The sequence below is a fragment of the Mycobacterium sp. RTGN6 genome, from assembly GCF_033804605.1.
Lineage (GTDB): Bacteria > Actinomycetota > Actinomycetes > Mycobacteriales > Mycobacteriaceae > Mycobacterium.
Genome location: NZ_JAPZKZ010000002.1, coordinates 742396 through 760999, shown reverse-complemented (window position 1 = coordinate 760999; position 18604 = coordinate 742396). Strand labels below are relative to the sequence as shown.

Below are 18604 nucleotides of genomic sequence, written 5' to 3'. Positions count from 1 at the left end.
GCGCCACGTTGGGCCTTCGAATGTGACTCCAATCACAGGTACGACGCGCGCAGGTGGGTGGTTATGTGAGTTGGTGGGCATATCTCTGGGAACGACAGCGCTGGCGATCACCGACGAACACCGTGCGCTCGCCGATTCGGCAACTGGCCAGCTAAGACGGCTGAACAGCCGAGCCGCTGCGCGGGCCACGCTCGATCCGGATTCCGGGGGTTCCACCCACCCGGCCGACATCTGGTCGGCCGCGGTAGAGCTCGGCTGGCATGGCCTGGCCGTCGCCGAAGAGTACGGCGGCTCCGGATTCGGCTTGTCCGAACTGGCCGTGGTGCTCGAAGCGCAGGGCCGCGAACTGTGCCCCGGCCCATTCCTGCCGACCGTGGCCGCCGCAGTGGTGATCGATCGTTGCGCAGCGGATTCCGTGCGTGCCCAGCTACTTCCGGGGCTGTCCGACGGCACGACCGTCGGCGCACTCGGGCTGTCCGGCAGCATCGTCGTCGGCTCCGACCTGGTGGTGACCGGCGAGAGCCCGGCGGTGCTGGGTGCCCCGGATGCCGCCGTGCTGGTGCTGGCCGCCGGGGACGACATCATCGTCGTCGACGCAGACGCCGAAGGCGTTGCGGTCACCGCACTTTCGCCAATGGACACCACCCGCAGCATCGGCTCGGTCGCACTGCGCAACGTGGCCCTGTCCGAAGCGCGGGTACTCCGCGGCGCCGCGCGTCGGGCGCGCACCGTGCTGCGCATCCTGGCGTCCGCCGAGGCCGTCGGAATCAGTTGGGCCGCATTGGACATGGCGGTGGAGTACGCCAAGGTTCGGGAGCAGTTCGGTCGCACCATCGGCACGTTCCAGGCGGTCAAGCACCACGCAGCCAACATGCTCGTCAACGCCGAGCAGACCACGGCCGCCACGTGGGACGCGGCCAGGGCCGACGATCTGGACAGCGCCTGGTTCCCCGCTGCGGTGGCCGCATCGCACGCGATTCGTACTCAGATCTTCAACGGGGAGTACAACATTCAACTGCACGGCGGCATCGGATACACGTGGGAGCATGACGCGCACATGTATCTGCGCCGGGCGCGCACCCTGGCCGCGATCATGGGCGACGGGGCCGACCCCCTCATCGACGTGGTCGACGGTCAACGCTCGGGCCAGGCGCACGGTGCGTCGTTCACGCTGCCAGAAGAAGCCGAGGAGTTCCGCACTGCCGCACGCGATGCCGTGACCACGCTGCGGTCGCTTCCCAAGGAGCAGCAGCGCGACTTCCTGGTGGACTCGGGCTACCTGGTACCGCACTGGCCGACCCCGTACGGCAGGGCCGCCGCGGTGCTGGAACAGCTGGTGATCGAAGAGGAGTTCAGTGGGGTCGACCGACCCGACATGGGCATCACCGGCTGGGTCACGCTCACCATCGCCCAAGCCGGCAACGACGATCAGCGCGACCGGTGGGTCGAACCGGTGCTGCGCGGGCAGGTGATGTGGTGCCAGTTGTTCTCCGAACCGGGCGCGGGTTCGGACGCGGCCGCGGTCCGCACGTCGGCCAAGAAGGTCGACGGCGGCTGGCGGGTCACGGGCCAGAAGGTGTGGACGAGCCTCGCGCACCAGTGCCAGTGGGGCCTCGCGACCGTGCGCACCGATCCCGACGCACCCAAGCACGCCGGCGTGACGATGATGGCGATCGACATGAAGGCGCCGGGCGTGACGGTGAACCCGTTGCGGGGAATCACCGGCCACGCACACTTCAACGAGGTGTTCTTCGACGACGTCTTCGTGCCGGACGGCGACGTGGTGGGCGACGTCAACCGGGGCTGGCTCGTCGCGCGGGCCACGCTGGGCAATGAGCGCATCTCGATCGGCGGTGGCTCGGGAGCGCCGACGGGGTTCACCGCCGACGACCTGATCAAGCTGCTCGACAGCGCCCCCGCCGAGACGGCGGCCACTCGGGTCCGACAGGCCGGCGAGGTGATCGCCGAGGGACACACCCTGCGGCTGCTCAACCTTCGCCGCGTCACGCGTGCCATCGCGGGTGCCGAACCGGGTCCCGAGGGAAACGTCACCAAGCTGCTCGTCGCCGAACAGTGCCAGCGGCTGACCGAACTCGGGATGGAGTTGGCCGGATCCGCGGCGGTCGTCGGCCAGGCTCAACAGGTGGCCCAGGCGTACCTCGGCAACCGCGCCATGACCATCGCCGGCGGCACGTCCGAGATCACGCGCAACACCATTGCCGAGCGCATCCTCGGCCTGCCGCGGGATCCGCTGCTCAAGTAACGGCCAGGCCACGGAAGAGGAGCCGTCTGGGGGCCCACGTAGCGAGATAAGCGCACCTGTGCCAGGCTTGATGGTCGTGGCTAGCAAACCTGGCTCGCGTGTCGTCGCAGCTAACGGGCCGACGCTGACCGCAGGGAGGCGTCGTTGACGGTGATGAAGGACTCGCCGTCGCTGCCGACCGAGGATACGGCCGACCTCCAGACGGTGGTCGCTGCGCTCCACGACCGATCTGGACCGCTTCCCGTGAGCGTCCCAGCGAACCCTTGTGAACGCAGCCCGCACTCGAACCGCCGGGCGGCGTTGGGGCTGGCGCTGGTGGCGTTGCTCATCGGCGGTGTCATCCAGCTTCTCACCGCGACACCGGACACCAGGGGCGAGCCGAGCGGAGACAGTCGGGCAGGCGTCGTGTTCAGCAATGCCCAGAGCGGCACCTGCCTGAGTTGGCCGGCCGACTCGCCCGACAAGCCGTCGTTCGTGCAGTGCCGCGACGACCACATGTTCGAGGTCGCCAAGGCGGTCAACATGACCAACTTCGGCGAACCGTGCCAGGCCGCGGTGCGTCAGTACCTCGGACCCCGGTACGACCCCAACAGCAGGTTCACCATCAGCGTGCTCTGGGCCGGCGACGCCGAAGGTCGCCAAGCCGATGGCCGAAACCTGTTGTGCGGTCTGCAATTACTCGGTGCCGAAGGCAAACCGGTCGCGTTCAAGGGCCAGGTCGCCACACTCGACCAGTCCAAGGTGTGGCCCGCCGGTACGTGCCTGGGCCTCGACCCGGCTACCAACCGGTCGACGGAGTTCCCGGTGGACTGCGCGGCGGCGCACGCCGTCGAGGTCACCGGTTCGGTGAACCTGACCGACCGGTTCCCCGGTGGGGTGCCGCCCGGCCCCGAGCAGGACGCGTTCGTCAGGGACGAGTGCACCCGGGCCACCGAGGCCTACGTCGCCCCGACCCCGATGCAGACCACCGGCCTGGTGCTGAACTACGGCACCATCGCCCCGGCCAGCTGGGATGCGGGCAGCCGCCAGGTCTTCTGCGGGCTCGTCTCCCCGGCCGAGCAGGGGCTGCGGCCGCTCGTCGGAAGCGTGCGGGGCACGTCCGCGGGCGATCAGGCCGTCGTCGCAGCGCCGGAGGCACCGCCCCCGCCCCCGCCCTCGTCGCCGCCCGAGCCTCCCCCGCCTGCCGTCGTCACCTCCACCACCATCGCCCCGCCGGAGCCGGTCGCGACCCAACCGCCCCGCAGTCCCACGTCCACCGCGGCCAGTCCCGCACCGTCGGCGACGGCCACGCCGACCACGACGGCGTCGTCACCGACGTCGGCCGCCCTGCCGGCTGGGCAGGGGCCGCCCCCAGGGCCCGCCGTCGAGCCGACCGAGCCCCCTGGACCGCAGCCGGGCGTCATCGAGATCCCGGGGCTGCCGCCGATCACGTTGCCCGGGTTCGCCCCGCCACCGCCGCCGCCGCCAGCCGCGTAGGGTCGGCTGCGTGTCTGATTTCCACCCGGACCTGCGCCGTGCCGCGCGGTTCGTCCCCCGCTCGATGGTGACCCCGTACACGCTGCCGCTACTCCGTGGCGCCATGCGACTCATGGACCGCCGCGCCCCCGACGAGGTCGAGGTGCTGACGTTGACATCGGGTGTCGGCGTGCGACTGCACCGGCCACCGAACTCGACCGGTGCTGGGCCCGGACTGGTATGGATCCACGGCGGCGGGTACGTCATCGGCAACGCATCGCAGGACGACGGACTCTGCCGTCGCTTCGCGCGCGAGCTCGGCGTCACCGTGGCGTCGGTGGACTACCGCTTGGCACCCGAGTACCCCTACCCCACCTCACTCGAGGACTGCTACGCGGTGCTGACGTGGCTGGCCGGGCTACCGGCCGTCGACCCCAACCGCGTCGCGGTCGGCGGGGCCAGTGCGGGTGGCGGCCTGGCCGCCGCGCTCGCGTTGCTGGCTCGCGATCGCGGGGAGGTGACACTTGCGGCCCAGCTGTTGGTGTATCCGATGCTCGACGACCGGTCGGGCCACGAGGTCGGACCCGACGACTCGGCGCACCGGCTGTGGACGCGCGCGAGCAACAGGTTCGGTTGGTCGAGCTACCTGGGTGACGCCGATCCGAACGTCGCGGTCCCCGCCCGCCACGACGACCTGAGCGGACTACCGGCAGCATGGATCGGAGTCGGTACCGTAGACCTATTCCACGACGAGGACCTCGCCTATGCCGAGCGGCTACGGGCGGCAGGCGTGCCGTGCGACGTCGAGGTCGTCCCGGGCGCCTTCCACGGCTTCGATGCCATCGCCGCGAAAGCGTCTGTGTCGCAATCGTTCTCCGCCAGCCAGATCGAATTCCTGCGGCGAACGCTCACGCAGAGCGAAACCGTAGAAGTCTGACTCCGCGCCACTAGTCAGTTCGGGAGACGACGCATCCGTCGACGATCGTTGCGGCGACCATCGCCGCGTCGAGCTCTGCCAACACCTCGGCGGGCGACGCGGCGAGCACGCACAGGTCGGCGGGCTGACCTGTTTCGACCGTGCGCGGTCGCATCGGCTGCCCGGGCGAGCCGAGGAACATCGTCAGCGCGGTCGGCGCCGGGATGCGTTCGTCGGCACCGAGGACGACGCCCGCAGCGGTGCTGCGGTGCACCGCCGCGCGCATCGCCGCCCACGGGTCGGCGTCGCCGTACGGCAGGTCGGTCGACATGACGACGGGCACGTTGGCGGCGAGCAGGGACGCCACCCGCCACAGCTGCGGATGGTCGCCGTGGGGTACGTCAGTGAGGTATTGATCCCCGCGCTCGGCGACGAAATTCGGCTGCGTCGCCACCATCACGCCGAGTCCGGCTAGCTCGGACACGCAGTCGTCGGGGACGACGGCCGCGTGCTCGATGCGGTCGCCTGGCCTGACACCCGCTGCCTGAAGGGCCGCGATCGTCACGACGAGTTGCGCCGCCGTGACGCAGTGCACCGCCACTGGGGCACCCTCGTCATGGCGGTCGCCGATCCAGTCGGTGAGCGCACCGAGGTCGAGGTCGTCGTCGTGCAAGATGCGCTTCCCAGGGGCCAGGCAGTGCACGCGCTGCAAGAGCTCCCCGCGCCGACTGGCTTCTGCGAACTTGACGACGTCCTCGATCCCGAGGTCCGGAGTGGCATCGGTGACCCCGGTGACGCCGTACGCCGCCAGCTGGCGACTGATCTCCGACAGCCCGGATTCGCGGCGCTGCAACGTATCCGACCAATGCGGGTCGGCACTGCGCAGCCGCCCGTCGGGATGGTCGGGCAGTCCGACCCGGGCCAAGCCGGCCGAGTTGAGCGTCCACAACACGCCGCTGCGGTGCTGCACGCGGACCGGGACGCCGGGCGAAAGCTCGTCGAGCGCGTTGCGGTCGAGCGGGCCGGCGACGGCTTCGTGGTACCCGACCGCCCTGATCCAGCCGTCCTCGCCGACGCTCGCGCCGGTGAGCACCCGGCGCAACGACTCGCGATCGTCGACCTCGCGAGGTCCGACCCGCACCGAGGTCAATGCCGCTGCGGCGGAATGCAAGTGGACGTGATGGTCGTGCAGCCCGGGGATGACGGTACGGTGCGCGACGTCCAGTACGTCCTCCCCCGCGACGGGCGCCAGGCGCTCGGCCACCTCGAGGATGCCGTGGTCGGTCCTGACGTCGACGACGGTGCCGTCCAAGCGGATGGCGCGTTGAATTAGCATGGGGCCGGGCCTCTCTCGTCGATCAGGCGCTCGACACACACGTCGTGTTCGCCCAGTGCCGCCGCCGGAGGCGATGCCGGAGGGGGTCGGGGAGGCAACGCGGGGCCGCCGCCACTCGGGCCCGTCGGAAGTTGCGCATACGTTGCGGCGATTCCGGCCATCGCCACGTCCAACACTTCGCCGCCGCCGCGCGCCAACGACTCGGCCACCAGAAGCGCGGCCTGCAGGCCCGTCAACGGATCGGCGATGGCGTCGGCGCAGAACACGGGGCCGTCCGCGCCAGCTCCGACCAGCCCGCCGGCCACGGCGGCGTCATCGCCGAAGGCCACCCAGTTCGCGTGGTCGCCATCGACGCCGTGGCCGGTGATCCGCAGCCACACTCGCCCCGGCTTGCCCGCGACGTCCTCCGCGCCGAGCCCGCGGTGTCGAAGCGCTGCCGGTCGCGAGGACTCCAGCACGACGTCGGCGACCGCCAGCAGGGCGCGCAGACGCGTCGGATCGTCGAAATCGACTGCATAGGAAAGCTTTCCGCTGTTCATCCAGTCGAAGAAGACAGCTGGTCCCGATCTGGTGCCATCGGGCCGGGCACGGCTTTCCACCTTCACGACGACGGCTCCGGCGCGCACCAGGAGTTGGCCGCACAACGGGCCTGCCCACATCGAGGACATGTCGACCACCAGCAGACCCGACAGTCCACGTGGCGCCGTGCGCTCACCGATCCGTCGTGGTGCGACCGGCGTGGCGCGGGCCTCCCCCAGCGCCGCAGCGGGCAGGCCGAGCAGCCGGGCGCGTTCGGTCACCTCCGCGGCGCTGCGGCCAACGGCCCAGGACTCGACGGCTCGCCACGGATCGGCCGGCGCTTCGGCGGCCTCGACGAGGGCGGGCACGGCGTCGACGTCATCGGATCTGGACAGGGTCAATGCGCACCAGCCGTCGCGTGCGGCGAACAACCTGCTGGCCCCGCCCGCCGACATGCGCCCGCCGCGGCCGAAGCCCAGCAGCCCCGCGCGCCCGGCCAGCAGCATTGCGGCGTCGACGTCGACGCCGGTCGCCTCCCCGTACGAAGCCGTCACGCCTCGTGCGTACCCGAGCACTTGCGCGCGGGAGAAGTCCGGAGGTCCGGTGGGATCGCCGGTCAGGTCGGCGAGGCCGCTTGCGCCCCAATCCTCCACCGCGTCCACACCCCCCATTGTGACCGGAGCCGCCCGGCGGCGACATCGGATCGGGCCGCTAGAACTGGAGAGCGGTGAATCTCCAGTCCAGTACCTGAAGGTCGTCACCGGCCGCGTAGACGAGCGACCGCAGTCGCAGCACGCCGCCACGGCCGTCGGCCAATGGGGTGGCGGCCTCGACGTGCACTTCGCTGTACAGCGTGTCGCCCTCGTGCACGGGGCCGGTGTGGTCACAGGACTCCCAGCCCAGCACGGTCACCAGGTTCGGCAGCACCCGTGACGCCTGAGCCAAAGCCAAGCCAATGGTGTGACCGCCATAGACCAGGCGTTGGCCACCGACGCGTGAATCGTGATGTGTGGCAGCGATGTTGAGCGTCAGCCTGGCGAGTTCCGGGGCACCGCTGACGACGTCGGCCGTCGTCGGGATGACGGTGCCCTTGAGCTCGGAGTCGAAGTGCGGGCCGGGCACCAGGGTGCGGAACGCGTCGGCGTCCCACTGCCCCGTCGGATCCGTGGGTGCAGGCATGTCGTTGCCGACGATGGAGAGATCGTCGTCGTATCCGGTGTCGGGCGCGCCCTCGCTCAGCGGCAGCATCGCGCAGCGGTGGAAGTCGAGCACCAGCCGGTCGTCCTGATCGACGGTGGTCATGCGCAACGCGGCCAGCCCCGTGGGCGCCCGCCCCGGCTTGGCCGAGTTCTGTTTGAGTCCAACGACTTCCGTCGTGGTGCGGATCGTGTTACCCACGACCGGGAAGCGATGGAACCACAGCCCGCGATAGAACAGATTCGCCTTGACCCGCTGCGTGACGAGCGTCGACTGCCCAATGGCGACGTCGCACACCAGCGCCGGATGTGCGAGCGCCGACGACGAGCCCGTCACCGCGCGGCTTAGTTCGGCGTCGAGTGGCAGCCGCATCCGGTCCCCGAGGATCGACTGGTGCACCGCCGCCGCGCCCGTTGTCAGCGTCATCGCAGGCGCCCAGTCGAAGACCTGGCCGACCCGTAGCTCGTCGAAATGGGGGCCGCCGGGCATATGGCCGTACAAAGTCACAGCGTCACATGCTGGCAGTATTGGGCCGGGCGTGTCAATATGGCCGTACATATGCGACTCAACGACGAAGAACTCATGCTGGTGGAGACCGTACGGTCCTTCATCGACCGCGACGTGAAGCCGACCGTGCGGGAGGTCGAGCACGCCAACGAATACCCCGAAGCGTGGATCGAGCAGATGAAGCGCATCGGCATCTTCGGGCTCGCGGTGCCAGAGGAGTACGGAGGCACACCGGTCTCCACGTCCTGCTACGTGATGGTCACCCAGGAGTTGGCCCGCGGCTGGATGAGCCTGGCCGGGGCGATGGGCGGGCACACCGTCGTCGCGAAGCTGCTGTCGCTGTTCGGCACCGACGAACAGAAGCGCCGCTACCTGCCCGCGATGGCGACCGGCGAGGTGCGTGCCACCATGGCGCTGACCGAGCCCAGCGGCGGGTCGGACCTGCAGAACATGTCGACGACGGCGCGGGCCGACGGGGACGACCTCGTCATCAACGGTGCCAAGACGTGGATCTCCAACGCGCGGCGGTCCGGGTTGATCGCGCTGCTGTGCAAGACCGATCCCGACGCCGAACCCAAGCACCGCGGCATCTCGGTGGCGCTGGTGGAGCACGGCGAGGGTCTGACCGTGTCGCGCGACCTGCCGAAGCTCGGCTACAAGGGTGTCGAGACCTGCGAGTTGTCGTTCGACGGCTACCGGACGTCCACGGCGGCCATCCTCGGCGGCGTGCCCGGCAAGGGCTTCGGGCAGATGATGAAAGGCCTTGAGACCGGCCGCATTCAGGTTGCTTCGCGGGCGCTCGGGGTGGCCACGGCCGCGCTGGAGGACGCGCTGGCGTACGCGCAGCAGCGGGAGAGCTTCGGGCAACCGATCTGGAAGCATCAGGCCGTCGGTCACTACCTCGCCGACATGGCCACCAAGCTCACCGCCGCCCGCCAGCTGACGCTGCACGCCGCCGAACGCTACGACAGCGGAGAGCGCGCCGACATGGAGGCCGGCATGGCCAAGCTGTTCGCCTCCGAGGTCGCCATGGAGATCGCACTCAACGCGGTACGCATCCACGGCGGCTACGGCTACTCCACCGAGTACGACGTCGAGCGCTACTTCCGCGACGCGCCGTTGATGATCGTCGGGGAGGGCACCAACGAGATCCAGCGCAACGTCATCGCCAGCCAGCTGGTGGCCCGCGGCGGTATCTGATCATGCGGACCGCTCCGGCGTATCAGACGCTGCGCCAACAACTTCGGGACGAACTTGCGGCAGGCGAGTACCGCGACGGCGCCCGGCTGCCCACCGAGTCCGAACTGGTCGCCCGCCACGGCGTATCGCGCCAGACCGTGCGCCGCGCCTTTCAGGACCTGGTCGCCGAGGGCGTGGTGTACCGGGTGCCCGGGCGCGGCACCTACGCCAACGACTCCGGCCGGTATCTGCGCCAACTGGGCTCCATCGAGGACCTGATGAGCCTGTCGGACGACACCACCATGGAGGTGGTGTCGGGCCTGCGTCGTCGGGTCGACGTCGAGGCGGCCAGTCGGCTGCGGCTGGACGACGACGTCGTGTACATCGTCGTGTTCCGGCGGCTTCACGACGGCGTGCCGTTCGTGGTGACCAAGGTGCACCTGCCGGAGTCCGTCGCGCGGGTCGTCGCCGGCGCGGCCGAGCTTCGCGACGGCGCCGTCAGTACCAGCACCGTGATCGCGCTGCTCGAGCCGCACCTCGATGAGCCGATCACCGAAGCGGCGCAGTCGATCACCGTGGCCCCCGCCGACGAGTCCGTCGCCCGAGGTGTCGACTGTGCCCCCGGGCATCCGATGCTACGAGTCGACCGGCTGTACTCCGACTCGTCGGGCACGCCGGTCGAGTTGGCGGTCAGCCACTTCCTACCGGAGCAATACACCTACCGCGTGACGTTGCGCCGCTCCAGTTAGGGGGTGACGGCGTCGACGAGGCCCCAGTCCAGCGCAGTCGCCGGGTCGATGAACCGCCCCGAGAGCACCAGATACGCCGTGCGCCAACGGCCGATCCGTCGCGTGATGCTCACCGTGCCGCCCGCGCCGGGGAGCAGCCCGAGCGCGAGCTCAGGGAGGCCGAGCGTGGCGCCAGCGCGGCAGGTCACGTGCCCACAGAACGCGGCCATCTCCAGCCCGCTGCCGAGCACCTGCCCGTGCACCTCGGCCCGACACGCAACGCCGAGCCGAGTGGTGAGCGCGTCGAGGGCTAGCGCCGGGCTGTAGCGGGTGCGCGCCAGGTGTGCGCTCGCGGGATCGGCGAGGGTACCGAACTCGGCGAGATCGCCTCCGCTGCAGAAGGATGGGCCGTTACCGCCGAGCACCAGCTCCGTGACCGATGGATCGAGCAGCGCGACGTCGAGCGCGTCGAGCAGCGCCGCGCGGGCGTCGGTCGAGAACGCGTTGTGGCGCGTCGGCCGGTTGAACCGCACCGACAGCACGTCCCCGGTCCGTTCGGCCACCACCGGATCGGCGAGCGCGGGCACCGTCGCCGGCCCACGTTCGGCGAGCCAGCGCGCGAACTCGGCTCCGGACTGCAGCGTCGAGTACGCCAGGGACTCCGTCACCACGCCAGGGAATGCGGGGGCGTCGACGTCGACCGCACGCAGCACGTCGTCGCACACCGCGGCCGCCTGCGGCCACCGCGCCATTCGTTCGGCGAGCCCGCTCATCGCCTCGGTCACCGACGGAACGGTGACGGTACGCCGGTCGGGTGCGGCCTGCTCGACGAGGGTGAAACTCGCTCGCTGCAGCCAGTATTCGGCCCCAAGGGCGCCGGGATCGCCCACCGCGACGACGACGCCGAGCGGAGGCTCGTGCGGGGGATCCGCGAGGTCGACGACGTACGGGCCCATCGGGCTCATCCGACCGGCGTCGAGTACTTCTCGATCAGGCTCTGCTTGTAGAGCTTGCCCGTATCGGTGCGCGGAAGTTCGGCCTCGAACGAGATCGACCGCGGACACTTGTAGTGCGACAACCGATCTCGGAGCCAGGCCTGCAGCTCCTCACCGAACGCGTCGGTCGCATCGGCCGGGTCGACAGTCTGCACGACGCCCTGAACGCGCTGACCCATCTCGTCGTCGGGGATGCCAAACACCGCGGCGTCCATGACCTTGGGGTGGGTGACGAGCATGTTCTCGGCTTCCTGCGGGTAGATGTTGACCCCGCCGGAAATGATCATGTGATGGCGCCGGTCGGTGAGGTACAGGTAGCCGTCGTCGTCGAGATAGCCGATGTCCCCCACGGTCTTCCACCCGTGGGAGTCGCGCGACGACGCCGTTTTCGTGGCGTCGTTGAGGTACTCGAAGTCGAGTCCACCTTCGAAGTAGATCTCGCCGGCCTGACCCGGGGGTAGTTCATTGCCGTCTTCGTCGAGAATGTGGAGCACACCCATCATGGGCTTGCCGACCGAGCCGGGATGTGTAAGCCAGTCCTCGGCCGTGATCAGCGTCGAACCGATGGCCTCAGATGAGGCGTAGTACTCGTCGACGATCGGCCCCCACCAGTCGATCATCTGCTTCTTGATCTCCACCGGACAGGGTGCTGCGGCGTGCATGACGCGTTCCAGGCTGGACACATCATACGAATTCCGCACGTGCTCAGGAAGTTTCAGCATGCGCGTGAACATCACCGGGACGAACTGACCGTGCGTGACGCGGTACTTCTGGATGGCGTCCAAGGCTCCTTCGGCATCGAACTTCTCCAGCACCACGGTGGTGATCCCGCCGGCCTGCGTCTGCATCGACCACACCGAAGGCGCGGTGTGGTACAGCGGCGCCGGGCTCAGATAGACGGTGTTCGGGTGCATCCAGAACCCGACCAGCGCGGACATCATGCCCGGCCACTCGGCGGGGGGAACGTGCGGCAGGTCGCGCTTGATGCCCTTCGGGCGGCCGGTGGTGCCCGACGAGTACTGCAGTAGGTCACCCTCGATCTCGTCCCCGATCGGGGTGCTGGGTTGATCTGCAACGCATTCCGGATACCGCTGCCAGCCGTCAAGGTCGCCATCTGCGATCAGCAGCACGGAGGGAAGTCCGTTGGGCAGTTCCACGCCGAGCCCGGCGAGGGTCTCGCGCAACGCGCCGGAGCCGACGATGGCCTTGGCGGCGCTGTTGTCGATGATGTAGGCCGCCTCGGCCGCGGTGAGATGGGTGTTGATCGGTACGTAGTAGAGCCCGGCCCGGCGGGCGGCCCACATCACCGCGTGGATGTGTTCGTTGTTCTCCATGAGGATCGCGACCGCATCGCCCTCGACCAGACCGGCCGACCGGAACAGGTGCGCCAACCGGTTCGCCCTGGCCTCGAGCTCGCCGAAGGTCACAACCGTCCCGGATGGATGCAAGATGATGGCGGGCTTGTCAGGGGTCGCTTCGGCGGTGTCGCGAATCTGCATGAGCAGACTTTACGACGTCCCAACTTGACGGGTGTCAACTAGGTCGGCGAAAGCGCCGGCTTCCTCCGCGAGCGTGCGCGAACTGCCGCAATCGTCGGCGTGTCGGCGTACCGACACGCACGCTCGCGGAGAATCCGATCAGAACTAGTCGGTCTTGGCGAGGCGGGTCTTCAGCGCGTCGAACTCGTCCTTGATGCCGGTGGGCAGCTTCTCGCCGACGAACTCGAACCACTCCTCGATCAGCGGCAGTTCCTTGCGCCACTCGTCAGCATTGACCGCCAGCGCCTCGTCGACGTCCGTCGCCTCGACGTCGAGTCCGGACAGGTCCAGGTCGGCGGCCGTTGGCACGATGCCGATCGGGGTGGTCTTGCCCTCGGCCCGATGCTCGATGCGGTCGATGGCCCACTTCAGCACGCGGCTGTTCTCACCGAAGCCCGGCCACAGGAAGCGGCCGTCCTCGCCACGGCGGAACCAGTTGACGAAGAACACCGCGGGCATCTTGGACTCGTCGGAGTTCTTGCCGAGGTCGATCCAGTGCTGGAAGTAGTCGCCGACGTTGTAGCCGAGGAACGGAAGCATGGCCATCGGGTCACGCCGCACGGTGCCGACCTTGCCCTCGGCCGCGGCCGTCTGCTCGGAACCCAGTGTGGCGCCGATGAATACGCCGTGCTGCCAGTCGCGGGCCTGCGTGATCAGCGGAACCGTGGTCTTGCGACGCCCACCGAACAGGATCGCCGAGATCGGCACGCCCTGCGGGTCGTCCCACTCCGGGGCCAGCGTCGGGCACTGCGAGATCGGGGTGCAGTAGCGCGAATTCGGGTGCGCCGCCTTGGTATCCGTCTCGCGCAGGACCCAATCGTTGCCCTTCCAGTCGATCAGGTGGTCGGGTTCGCCCTCAAGACCCTCCCACCACACGTCGCCGTCATCGGTCTTGGCGACGTTGGTGAAGACGGTGTTGCCCGCGGCAATGGTCTTCATGGCGTTGGGGTTGGAGTCCCAGTTGGTGCCCGGCGCGACGCCGAAGAAGCCGAACTCCGGGTTGACGGCGTACAGCCGGCCGTCCTTGCCGAAGCGCATCCATGCGATGTCGTCGCCGACGGTCTCGGCGCGCCAGCCCGGAATGGTGGGCTGCAGCATCGCGAGGTTGGTCTTGCCGCAGGCCGACGGGAACGCAGCGGCGATGTAGTACGCCTTGTTCTCCGGCGAGATGAGCTTGAGGATCAGCATGTGCTCGGCGAGCCAGCCCTCGTCGTGCGCCATCGCCGACGCGATGCGCAGCGAGTAGCACTTCTTGCCGAGCAGCGCGTTGCCGCCGTACCCGGACCCGTAGCTCCAGATCTCGCGGGTCTCCGGGAAGTGGGTGATGTACTTCGTGTCGTTGCACGGCCACGGCACGTCCTTCTGGCCGGGCTCCAGCGGCGCACCGATCGAGTGCAGGGCCTTGACGAAGAAGCCGTCGTCACCGATCTTGTCCAGCGCGGCCTTGCCCATCCGGGTCATCGTGCGCATCGAGACGACCACGTATTCGGAGTCGGTGAGCTCGACGCCGAGCTTCGGATCGTCGGCACCGAGCGGACCCATGCAGAAGGGCACGACCCACATCGTCCGGCCACGCATCGAGCCGCGGTATAGCTCCTTCATGACGGTCCGCATTTCGGCGGGGTCCATCCAATTGTTCGTGGGACCTGCGTCGATCTCACGCTCGGAACAGATGTAGGTGCGCGACTCCACGCGGGCCACGTCGGACGGATCGGACAGCGCGAGATACGAATTCGGCTGCTTCTTCGGGTTCAATTTCTGGAAGGTGCCCGCCTCGACGAGCTGCGCGGCCAACCGCTCGTACTCCTCGTCGGAGCCGTCAGCGAACATCACCCGGTCGGGCTGAGTTAGCTCGGCGACCTCACGGATCCAAGCAAGCAATCCCTCGTGCTTGGTCGGTGCGTTGTCCAAACCCGGAATGGTCGCTGCGGTCATGTGAAACTCCTGCTTGCGGTCGCGGTGGTCCTTAAATGAAGGTTAACGTGGGTGACATACCCGCGGTAAATCGGGAGTATGTCCGATCCCTCACAGGAACGATTCAGATACGCAAAAGTTGGGCCGCATTTTCCGCAATTGAATGCTGCGGACTCACAGTGGCTCACCTGCCCGTTTCCTCGTGCCGGGTCAACCTGCGGATTTCGTCGTCGATGCCCCTGATGCGTTCCGCCGCCGCGACGGATAGGGCTTCGTCGCGGGCCCCGAGTTCCGTCGCGAGGCCGGCTTCGGCCGCGAGCAGCCCGCCTGCGATGACGTCCTCGGCCTGCCAACGCAGCGCTGCGACGGCCTCGGTCACCCATCTGTCGAGCGCCGCCCGGTGCTGCAGCAGCGCCCGCGCCATCACCAGCCACGCCGTCAACGCACACCCCGCGAGCCCGCCGACCGCGAGCGCCGCGACGGTGAGTCCCGGCGCGAGCCCGGTCATCACGCGGCTGACCGCCATCGCGACGCCCAACCCGAACCCCGCGCCCAGCGCGACGGTCAGGCGGCTCTCCACACCCGGCGTCGTGATGGGCAGCCCCGGTAGTTCCGGCGCGACGATCAGTCCGGGCGTAGCGGGGGCAGCAACGCCGAGTGCGGCGGCCAACTCCCCCAACCCCGTGGCGATCTGCTCGTCGAGTTCAGCCAGCACCTCGCTGGCCTCGGCGGCGAGCGCCTGCTCGAAGTCGCGGGCCCGGCCACGAGGCACCTCGGCGGCGGCCGCACGGAACTCTGCGCGCAGCCCAGCGCAGCGCTGCCGGACGAACCGACCGAGCCGAAGGCGCTCCCGGTGCAGCCCCGCGCGCAACGTCATCGCCCGCTCGGTCCGCGTCGACCGGCGCTCGCGAACTAGCGCGGCGCGGCACCCTCGCAACCGTCCCACCCGGGTCAGTCGCCCGGATGACTCGTCGAGAGGTTCGCGCAGCGCCGCGACGAGCGTGTCCACGTTCGGGTCGCCGACGTCCGGGGCCGCCGCGACGCCCAGCCACGGAATCGCCCGGTACCGCGAGGACCGCGCCGCGAAGGTGGCGCGGTTGGCGGCGAGCACGTCGCGCCACCCGCGGTGCGCGTCGATCTTGGCGATCACCCCAACCACCGCGTCGACCTCCGCAGTCACCACATCGATTCCAGTGCAATCGGATTCGGCCACCGGTGCGACGGCCGACGCCACCACGACCACCACCGCGGGGCGTTCGCCCGCAAGAGCGTCACCCTCGACGACGGCGTGCTCCGGCATCCGTTCGCGCAGCGCGGCGGCGACGCTGGTAACCCCCGAGCGCCGAGCGCCCGCTACCAACACGACCTGCGGCGATGTCATCGGCCGGACTCCGCCCGATCCAGCAGCCGCAACGAGCCCCTGGTGATGTCGACGGCGCAGGCCCGGTGCAGGGCGTTGACGGGACCGCGGGCGTACCGGCTCCACTGCACGGCCCGACGAGCGTGCGCACCCGCGTCGTCACCGCGGTCGACCGTCAACCCGGCCGCCTCCACGACGTCGACGGCGGCCGTCATCATCGCCATCGCCACCGCATCGGAGCCCACGAACTCCCCGAGCCGGTCGTCGCCGAATCGCACATGCAGACAACGTGATTCGGCCAACGCCTGCGCAACGCGTCGGTACCCGACCGGCGCGGCGACCCGACGCAGTCCGGCGAGCACACCGTCGACGTTGCTCAGCTCGTGCAGCCGCGTGACCACCGCGGCCGGGGCTGCCCCGTCTGCGAGCGCCAGCAGCGCGTGGGCGACGCCGAACCGGTCGAGCCGGTCGAGCAGCCGCGCCCGCACCGCTCCGTCGAGCGGGTGGTCGGCGGCCACGAACGCGTCGACCGAGCCGAGCTCCGCGGGCACGGTCACCAGGGTGCGCAGCGCGCCAAGCAGTTCGTCGTCGAGGTCGGCGACCGTCGCCAGCAGGCCGATCATCACCACGACGGCGACGCCCGTCGCCGCGCTGACCTCCGCAGCGCACCGAGACGCCGCAGCCAACGGGCCGTCGCGCGCAGCTCCGAACACGTCGGCCTTGGTGAGCACGATCAGCGTCACACCAGGATCGGCCCCCAGCAGCGCCTCGTCCTCCGGCTTGAACGCTTCGGCAATCACGAGCACCCGGACGTCGGGCTCCGCAGCCACCACCCGGACGCCGTTCAGGAGCAGCGCCGCTTCGACGGTGCGCCGACCTACTCCACGGCGACCGACGACGGCAACGCCGAGTGGACGGCTCATCCGCGCAACCAGCGGTGCCAAGTGTGCGCAGGGCACCGTCTCAGCGAACCGCGTCAGTTCCGCGGTGAACGACCGTGGGCCCTCGCCCCATCCGCTCGGCATCACACTCGGCACCCCCCAAGCACCCTGCAGCCATCGTCGCACCGCTCGGCACCCCCTCAGAGCGGCGGTTTTCGGCCCGCGAACGCGCAGGAGGAGAAAGCAACCATTGGGTATCAATCTGCGCCACGATGCGGGCACATAGAGCTGTATGCGCGACGATGGACGGATGCATGCGCAGCGCGAGGAGACACCCGTGCCCGCGCATCCCTACCCACGTGTCACCAGCTTCCGGACCAGGCACTCCACGCTGTCCACCGCGCAGCAGCAGACCTGGGATCGGCTGTGGCCCGAACTGGGCATGCAAGCGAGGGACGGCGACGGCCAACCTGCGGGTGAGCTGGACCCCGACGCCTGGTTCGGCCGGTCCGCACCGCTGGTGCTGGAGATCGGGTGCGGCGCCGGAGTATCGACCCTCGCGATGGCCATCGAAGAGCCGCACGTCGACGTCATCGCCGTCGAGGTGTATCGCCGTGGGCTGGGCCAACTGCTCAGCGGCGTCGACCGTGAGGGCCTGACCAACGTCCGGATGATCAGGGGCGACGGCGTCGACGTACTCGAGCACCTGCTGGCCTCCGACGTGCTGACCGGTGTGCGCGTGTACTTCCCCGATCCGTGGCCCAAGGCGCGCCACCACAAGCGCAGGCTGTTGCAGCCGCCGACCGTCGCATTGATCGCCGATCGGCTGCGCCCTGGTGGCGTCCTGCACGCCGCCACCGATCACGCCGGGTACGCCGAACAGATCGCCGAGGTCGGAGACGCCGAACCGCGGCTCTCCCGGGTCGCGCCCGACGCCGAGCTGCCCATCTCCGTGCACCGGCCCACCACCAACTTCGAGGCGAAGGCGCACCGTGCGGGCAGCGCCGTCACCGAGTTCATGTGGACGAAGTCCGCACCAGCTGCGAGAGGGATTCGCCCATGAGCGTCACCGAGGAGATCGCGCACCTGCACGACGATCCCGACTCCGCGCCGGCGACCGCCACGCCGCAGCGGGTGTTGTTGGTGTGGGATGCACCCAATCTCGACATGGGCCTTGGCTCGATCCTCGGCGGCCGCCCCACTGCGGCACACCGCCCCCGCTTCGACGCGCTTGGCCGCTGGCTGCTGGCCCGCACCGCCGAACTGGCGGAACAGCGCACCGACGACGAGTCGCAGGTCGCGCTCGAGCCCGAGGCCACCGTCTTCACCAACATCGCCCCAGGTAGCGCCGACGTCGTGCGGCCCTGGGTCGAGGCGCTGCGCAACGTCGGATTCGCGGTCTTCGCCAAACCCAAGATCGACGACGACAGCGACGTAGATAGCGACATGCTCGGCCACATCGCGCTGCGCCGTTCCGAGGGTCTGGCCAGCGTCATCGTCGCGTCGGCCGACGGTCAGGCGTTCAGGTTGCCGCTCGAGGACATCGCTCGCGATGGCGTCGAAGTACAGGTTCTCGGATTTCGCGAACATGCGAGTTGGGCGCTAGCGTCGGATACCTTGGAGTTCGTCGACCTGGAGGACATCCCTGGCGTCTTCCGGGAGCCGCTACCGCGAATCGGCCTGGATTCGCTTCCCGAGCAGGGGGCCTGGCTGCAGCCGTTCCGGCCGTTGTCGGCGCTACTGGTCTCGCGCGTGTGAATGGCTGAGGCGATGGGCACGGAACCGAAAAGAGACTTGAAGAAGATCGTGAGGAGCT

At 69.3% G+C, this 18604-nt stretch carries 15 protein-coding genes; 7 read left to right on the top strand and 8 right to left on the bottom strand.

The window, feature by feature from the left end:
* Nucleotides 1–85: 85 nt before the first annotated feature.
* The 3 genes from SLQ33_RS07720 (at nucleotide 86) to SLQ33_RS07710 (ending at nucleotide 4655) form a co-directional block, all read left to right on the top strand.
* Nucleotides 86–2263, top strand: a complete 2178-nt coding sequence (locus tag SLQ33_RS07720; protein ID WP_319453286.1) for an acyl-CoA dehydrogenase — start codon at nucleotides 86–88, stop codon at nucleotides 2261–2263.
* A gap of 153 nt (nucleotides 2264–2416) precedes the next feature.
* A complete protein-coding gene (locus SLQ33_RS07715; protein WP_319453285.1) occupies nucleotides 2417–3739 on the top strand; it encodes a septum formation family protein in 1323 nt (440 codons plus the stop codon).
* 64 nt (nucleotides 3740–3803) lie between these two features.
* Nucleotides 3804–4655, top strand: a complete 852-nt coding sequence (locus SLQ33_RS07710; RefSeq protein WP_319453284.1) for an alpha/beta hydrolase — start codon at nucleotides 3804–3806, stop codon at nucleotides 4653–4655.
* Between the two features lie 10 nt (nucleotides 4656–4665).
* On the opposite strand, the gene SLQ33_RS07705 is transcribed toward SLQ33_RS07710, so the two are convergent.
* Genes SLQ33_RS07705 through SLQ33_RS07695 form a run of 3 tightly spaced genes read right to left on the bottom strand, consistent with a single transcriptional unit; the run spans nucleotide 4666 to nucleotide 8175 of the window.
* Nucleotides 4666–5970 carry an amidohydrolase family protein gene (locus SLQ33_RS07705; protein ID WP_319453200.1) on the bottom strand — a complete coding sequence of 435 codons (1305 nt, stop codon included), beginning with the start codon at nucleotides 5968–5970 and terminating at the stop codon, nucleotides 4666–4668.
* Nucleotides 5964–7160: a CoA transferase gene (locus SLQ33_RS07700; protein WP_319453199.1), complete on the bottom strand. Its 1197-nt coding sequence runs from the start codon at nucleotides 7158–7160 to the stop codon at nucleotides 5964–5966. Before SLQ33_RS07700 ends, SLQ33_RS07705 begins: the two co-directional genes overlap by 7 nt.
* Nucleotides 7161–7200: 40 nt before the next feature.
* Nucleotides 7201–8175, bottom strand: a complete 975-nt coding sequence (locus SLQ33_RS07695; protein WP_319453283.1) for a MaoC family dehydratase — start codon at nucleotides 8173–8175, stop codon at nucleotides 7201–7203.
* Between the two features lie 69 nt (nucleotides 8176–8244).
* Between SLQ33_RS07695 and SLQ33_RS07690 the strand changes: the two genes are divergently transcribed.
* Nucleotides 8245–9393, top strand: a complete 1149-nt coding sequence (locus SLQ33_RS07690) for an acyl-CoA dehydrogenase family protein (protein ID WP_319453198.1) — start codon at nucleotides 8245–8247, stop codon at nucleotides 9391–9393.
* Nucleotides 9394–9395: 2 nt separating this feature from the next.
* The gene (locus tag SLQ33_RS07685; RefSeq protein WP_319453197.1) at nucleotides 9396–10121 is read left to right on the top strand and encodes a GntR family transcriptional regulator; all 726 of its coding nucleotides are present in this window, start codon (nucleotides 9396–9398) and stop codon (nucleotides 10119–10121) included.
* Here SLQ33_RS07685 and SLQ33_RS07680 read toward each other — a convergent pair.
* The 5 genes from SLQ33_RS07680 to SLQ33_RS07660 all read right to left on the bottom strand — a co-directional run bounded on the left by SLQ33_RS07680 (nucleotide 10118) and on the right by SLQ33_RS07660 (nucleotide 16830).
* Nucleotides 10118–11056 carry an enoyl-CoA hydratase/isomerase family protein gene (locus SLQ33_RS07680; RefSeq protein WP_319453282.1) on the bottom strand — a complete coding sequence of 313 codons (939 nt, stop codon included), beginning with the start codon at nucleotides 11054–11056 and terminating at the stop codon, nucleotides 10118–10120. The genes SLQ33_RS07685 and SLQ33_RS07680 overlap by 4 nt on opposite strands.
* 5 nt (nucleotides 11057–11061) lie before the next feature.
* On the bottom strand, nucleotides 11062–12594 hold the full coding sequence (gene fadD4, locus SLQ33_RS07675) for a fatty-acid--CoA ligase FadD4 (RefSeq protein WP_319453196.1): 1533 nt from the start codon (nucleotides 12592–12594) through the stop codon (nucleotides 11062–11064).
* Nucleotides 12595–12738: 144 nt separating this feature from the next.
* On the bottom strand, nucleotides 12739–14568 hold the full coding sequence (locus SLQ33_RS07670) for a phosphoenolpyruvate carboxykinase (GTP) (RefSeq protein WP_319453195.1): 1830 nt from the start codon (nucleotides 14566–14568) through the stop codon (nucleotides 12739–12741).
* Nucleotides 14569–14731: 163 nt separating this feature from the next.
* A complete protein-coding gene (locus SLQ33_RS07665; RefSeq protein ID WP_319453194.1) occupies nucleotides 14732–15928 on the bottom strand; it encodes a hypothetical protein in 1197 nt (398 codons plus the stop codon).
* The gene (locus SLQ33_RS07660; protein WP_319453193.1) at nucleotides 15925–16830 is read right to left on the bottom strand and encodes a hypothetical protein; all 906 of its coding nucleotides are present in this window, start codon (nucleotides 16828–16830) and stop codon (nucleotides 15925–15927) included. The genes SLQ33_RS07665 and SLQ33_RS07660 overlap by 4 nt, the downstream gene beginning before the upstream one ends.
* A gap of 250 nt (nucleotides 16831–17080) precedes the next feature.
* Here SLQ33_RS07660 and trmB point away from each other — a divergent pair, with 250 nt between their 5' ends.
* On the top strand, nucleotides 17081–17851 hold the full coding sequence (gene trmB / locus SLQ33_RS07655; RefSeq protein ID WP_413467598.1) for a tRNA (guanosine(46)-N7)-methyltransferase TrmB: 771 nt from the start codon (nucleotides 17081–17083) through the stop codon (nucleotides 17849–17851).
* The gene (locus SLQ33_RS07650) at nucleotides 17848–18546 is read left to right on the top strand and encodes an NYN domain-containing protein (RefSeq protein WP_319453191.1); all 699 of its coding nucleotides are present in this window, start codon (nucleotides 17848–17850) and stop codon (nucleotides 18544–18546) included. The genes trmB and SLQ33_RS07650 overlap by 4 nt, the downstream gene beginning before the upstream one ends.
* Nucleotides 18547–18604 lie beyond the last annotated feature (58 nt).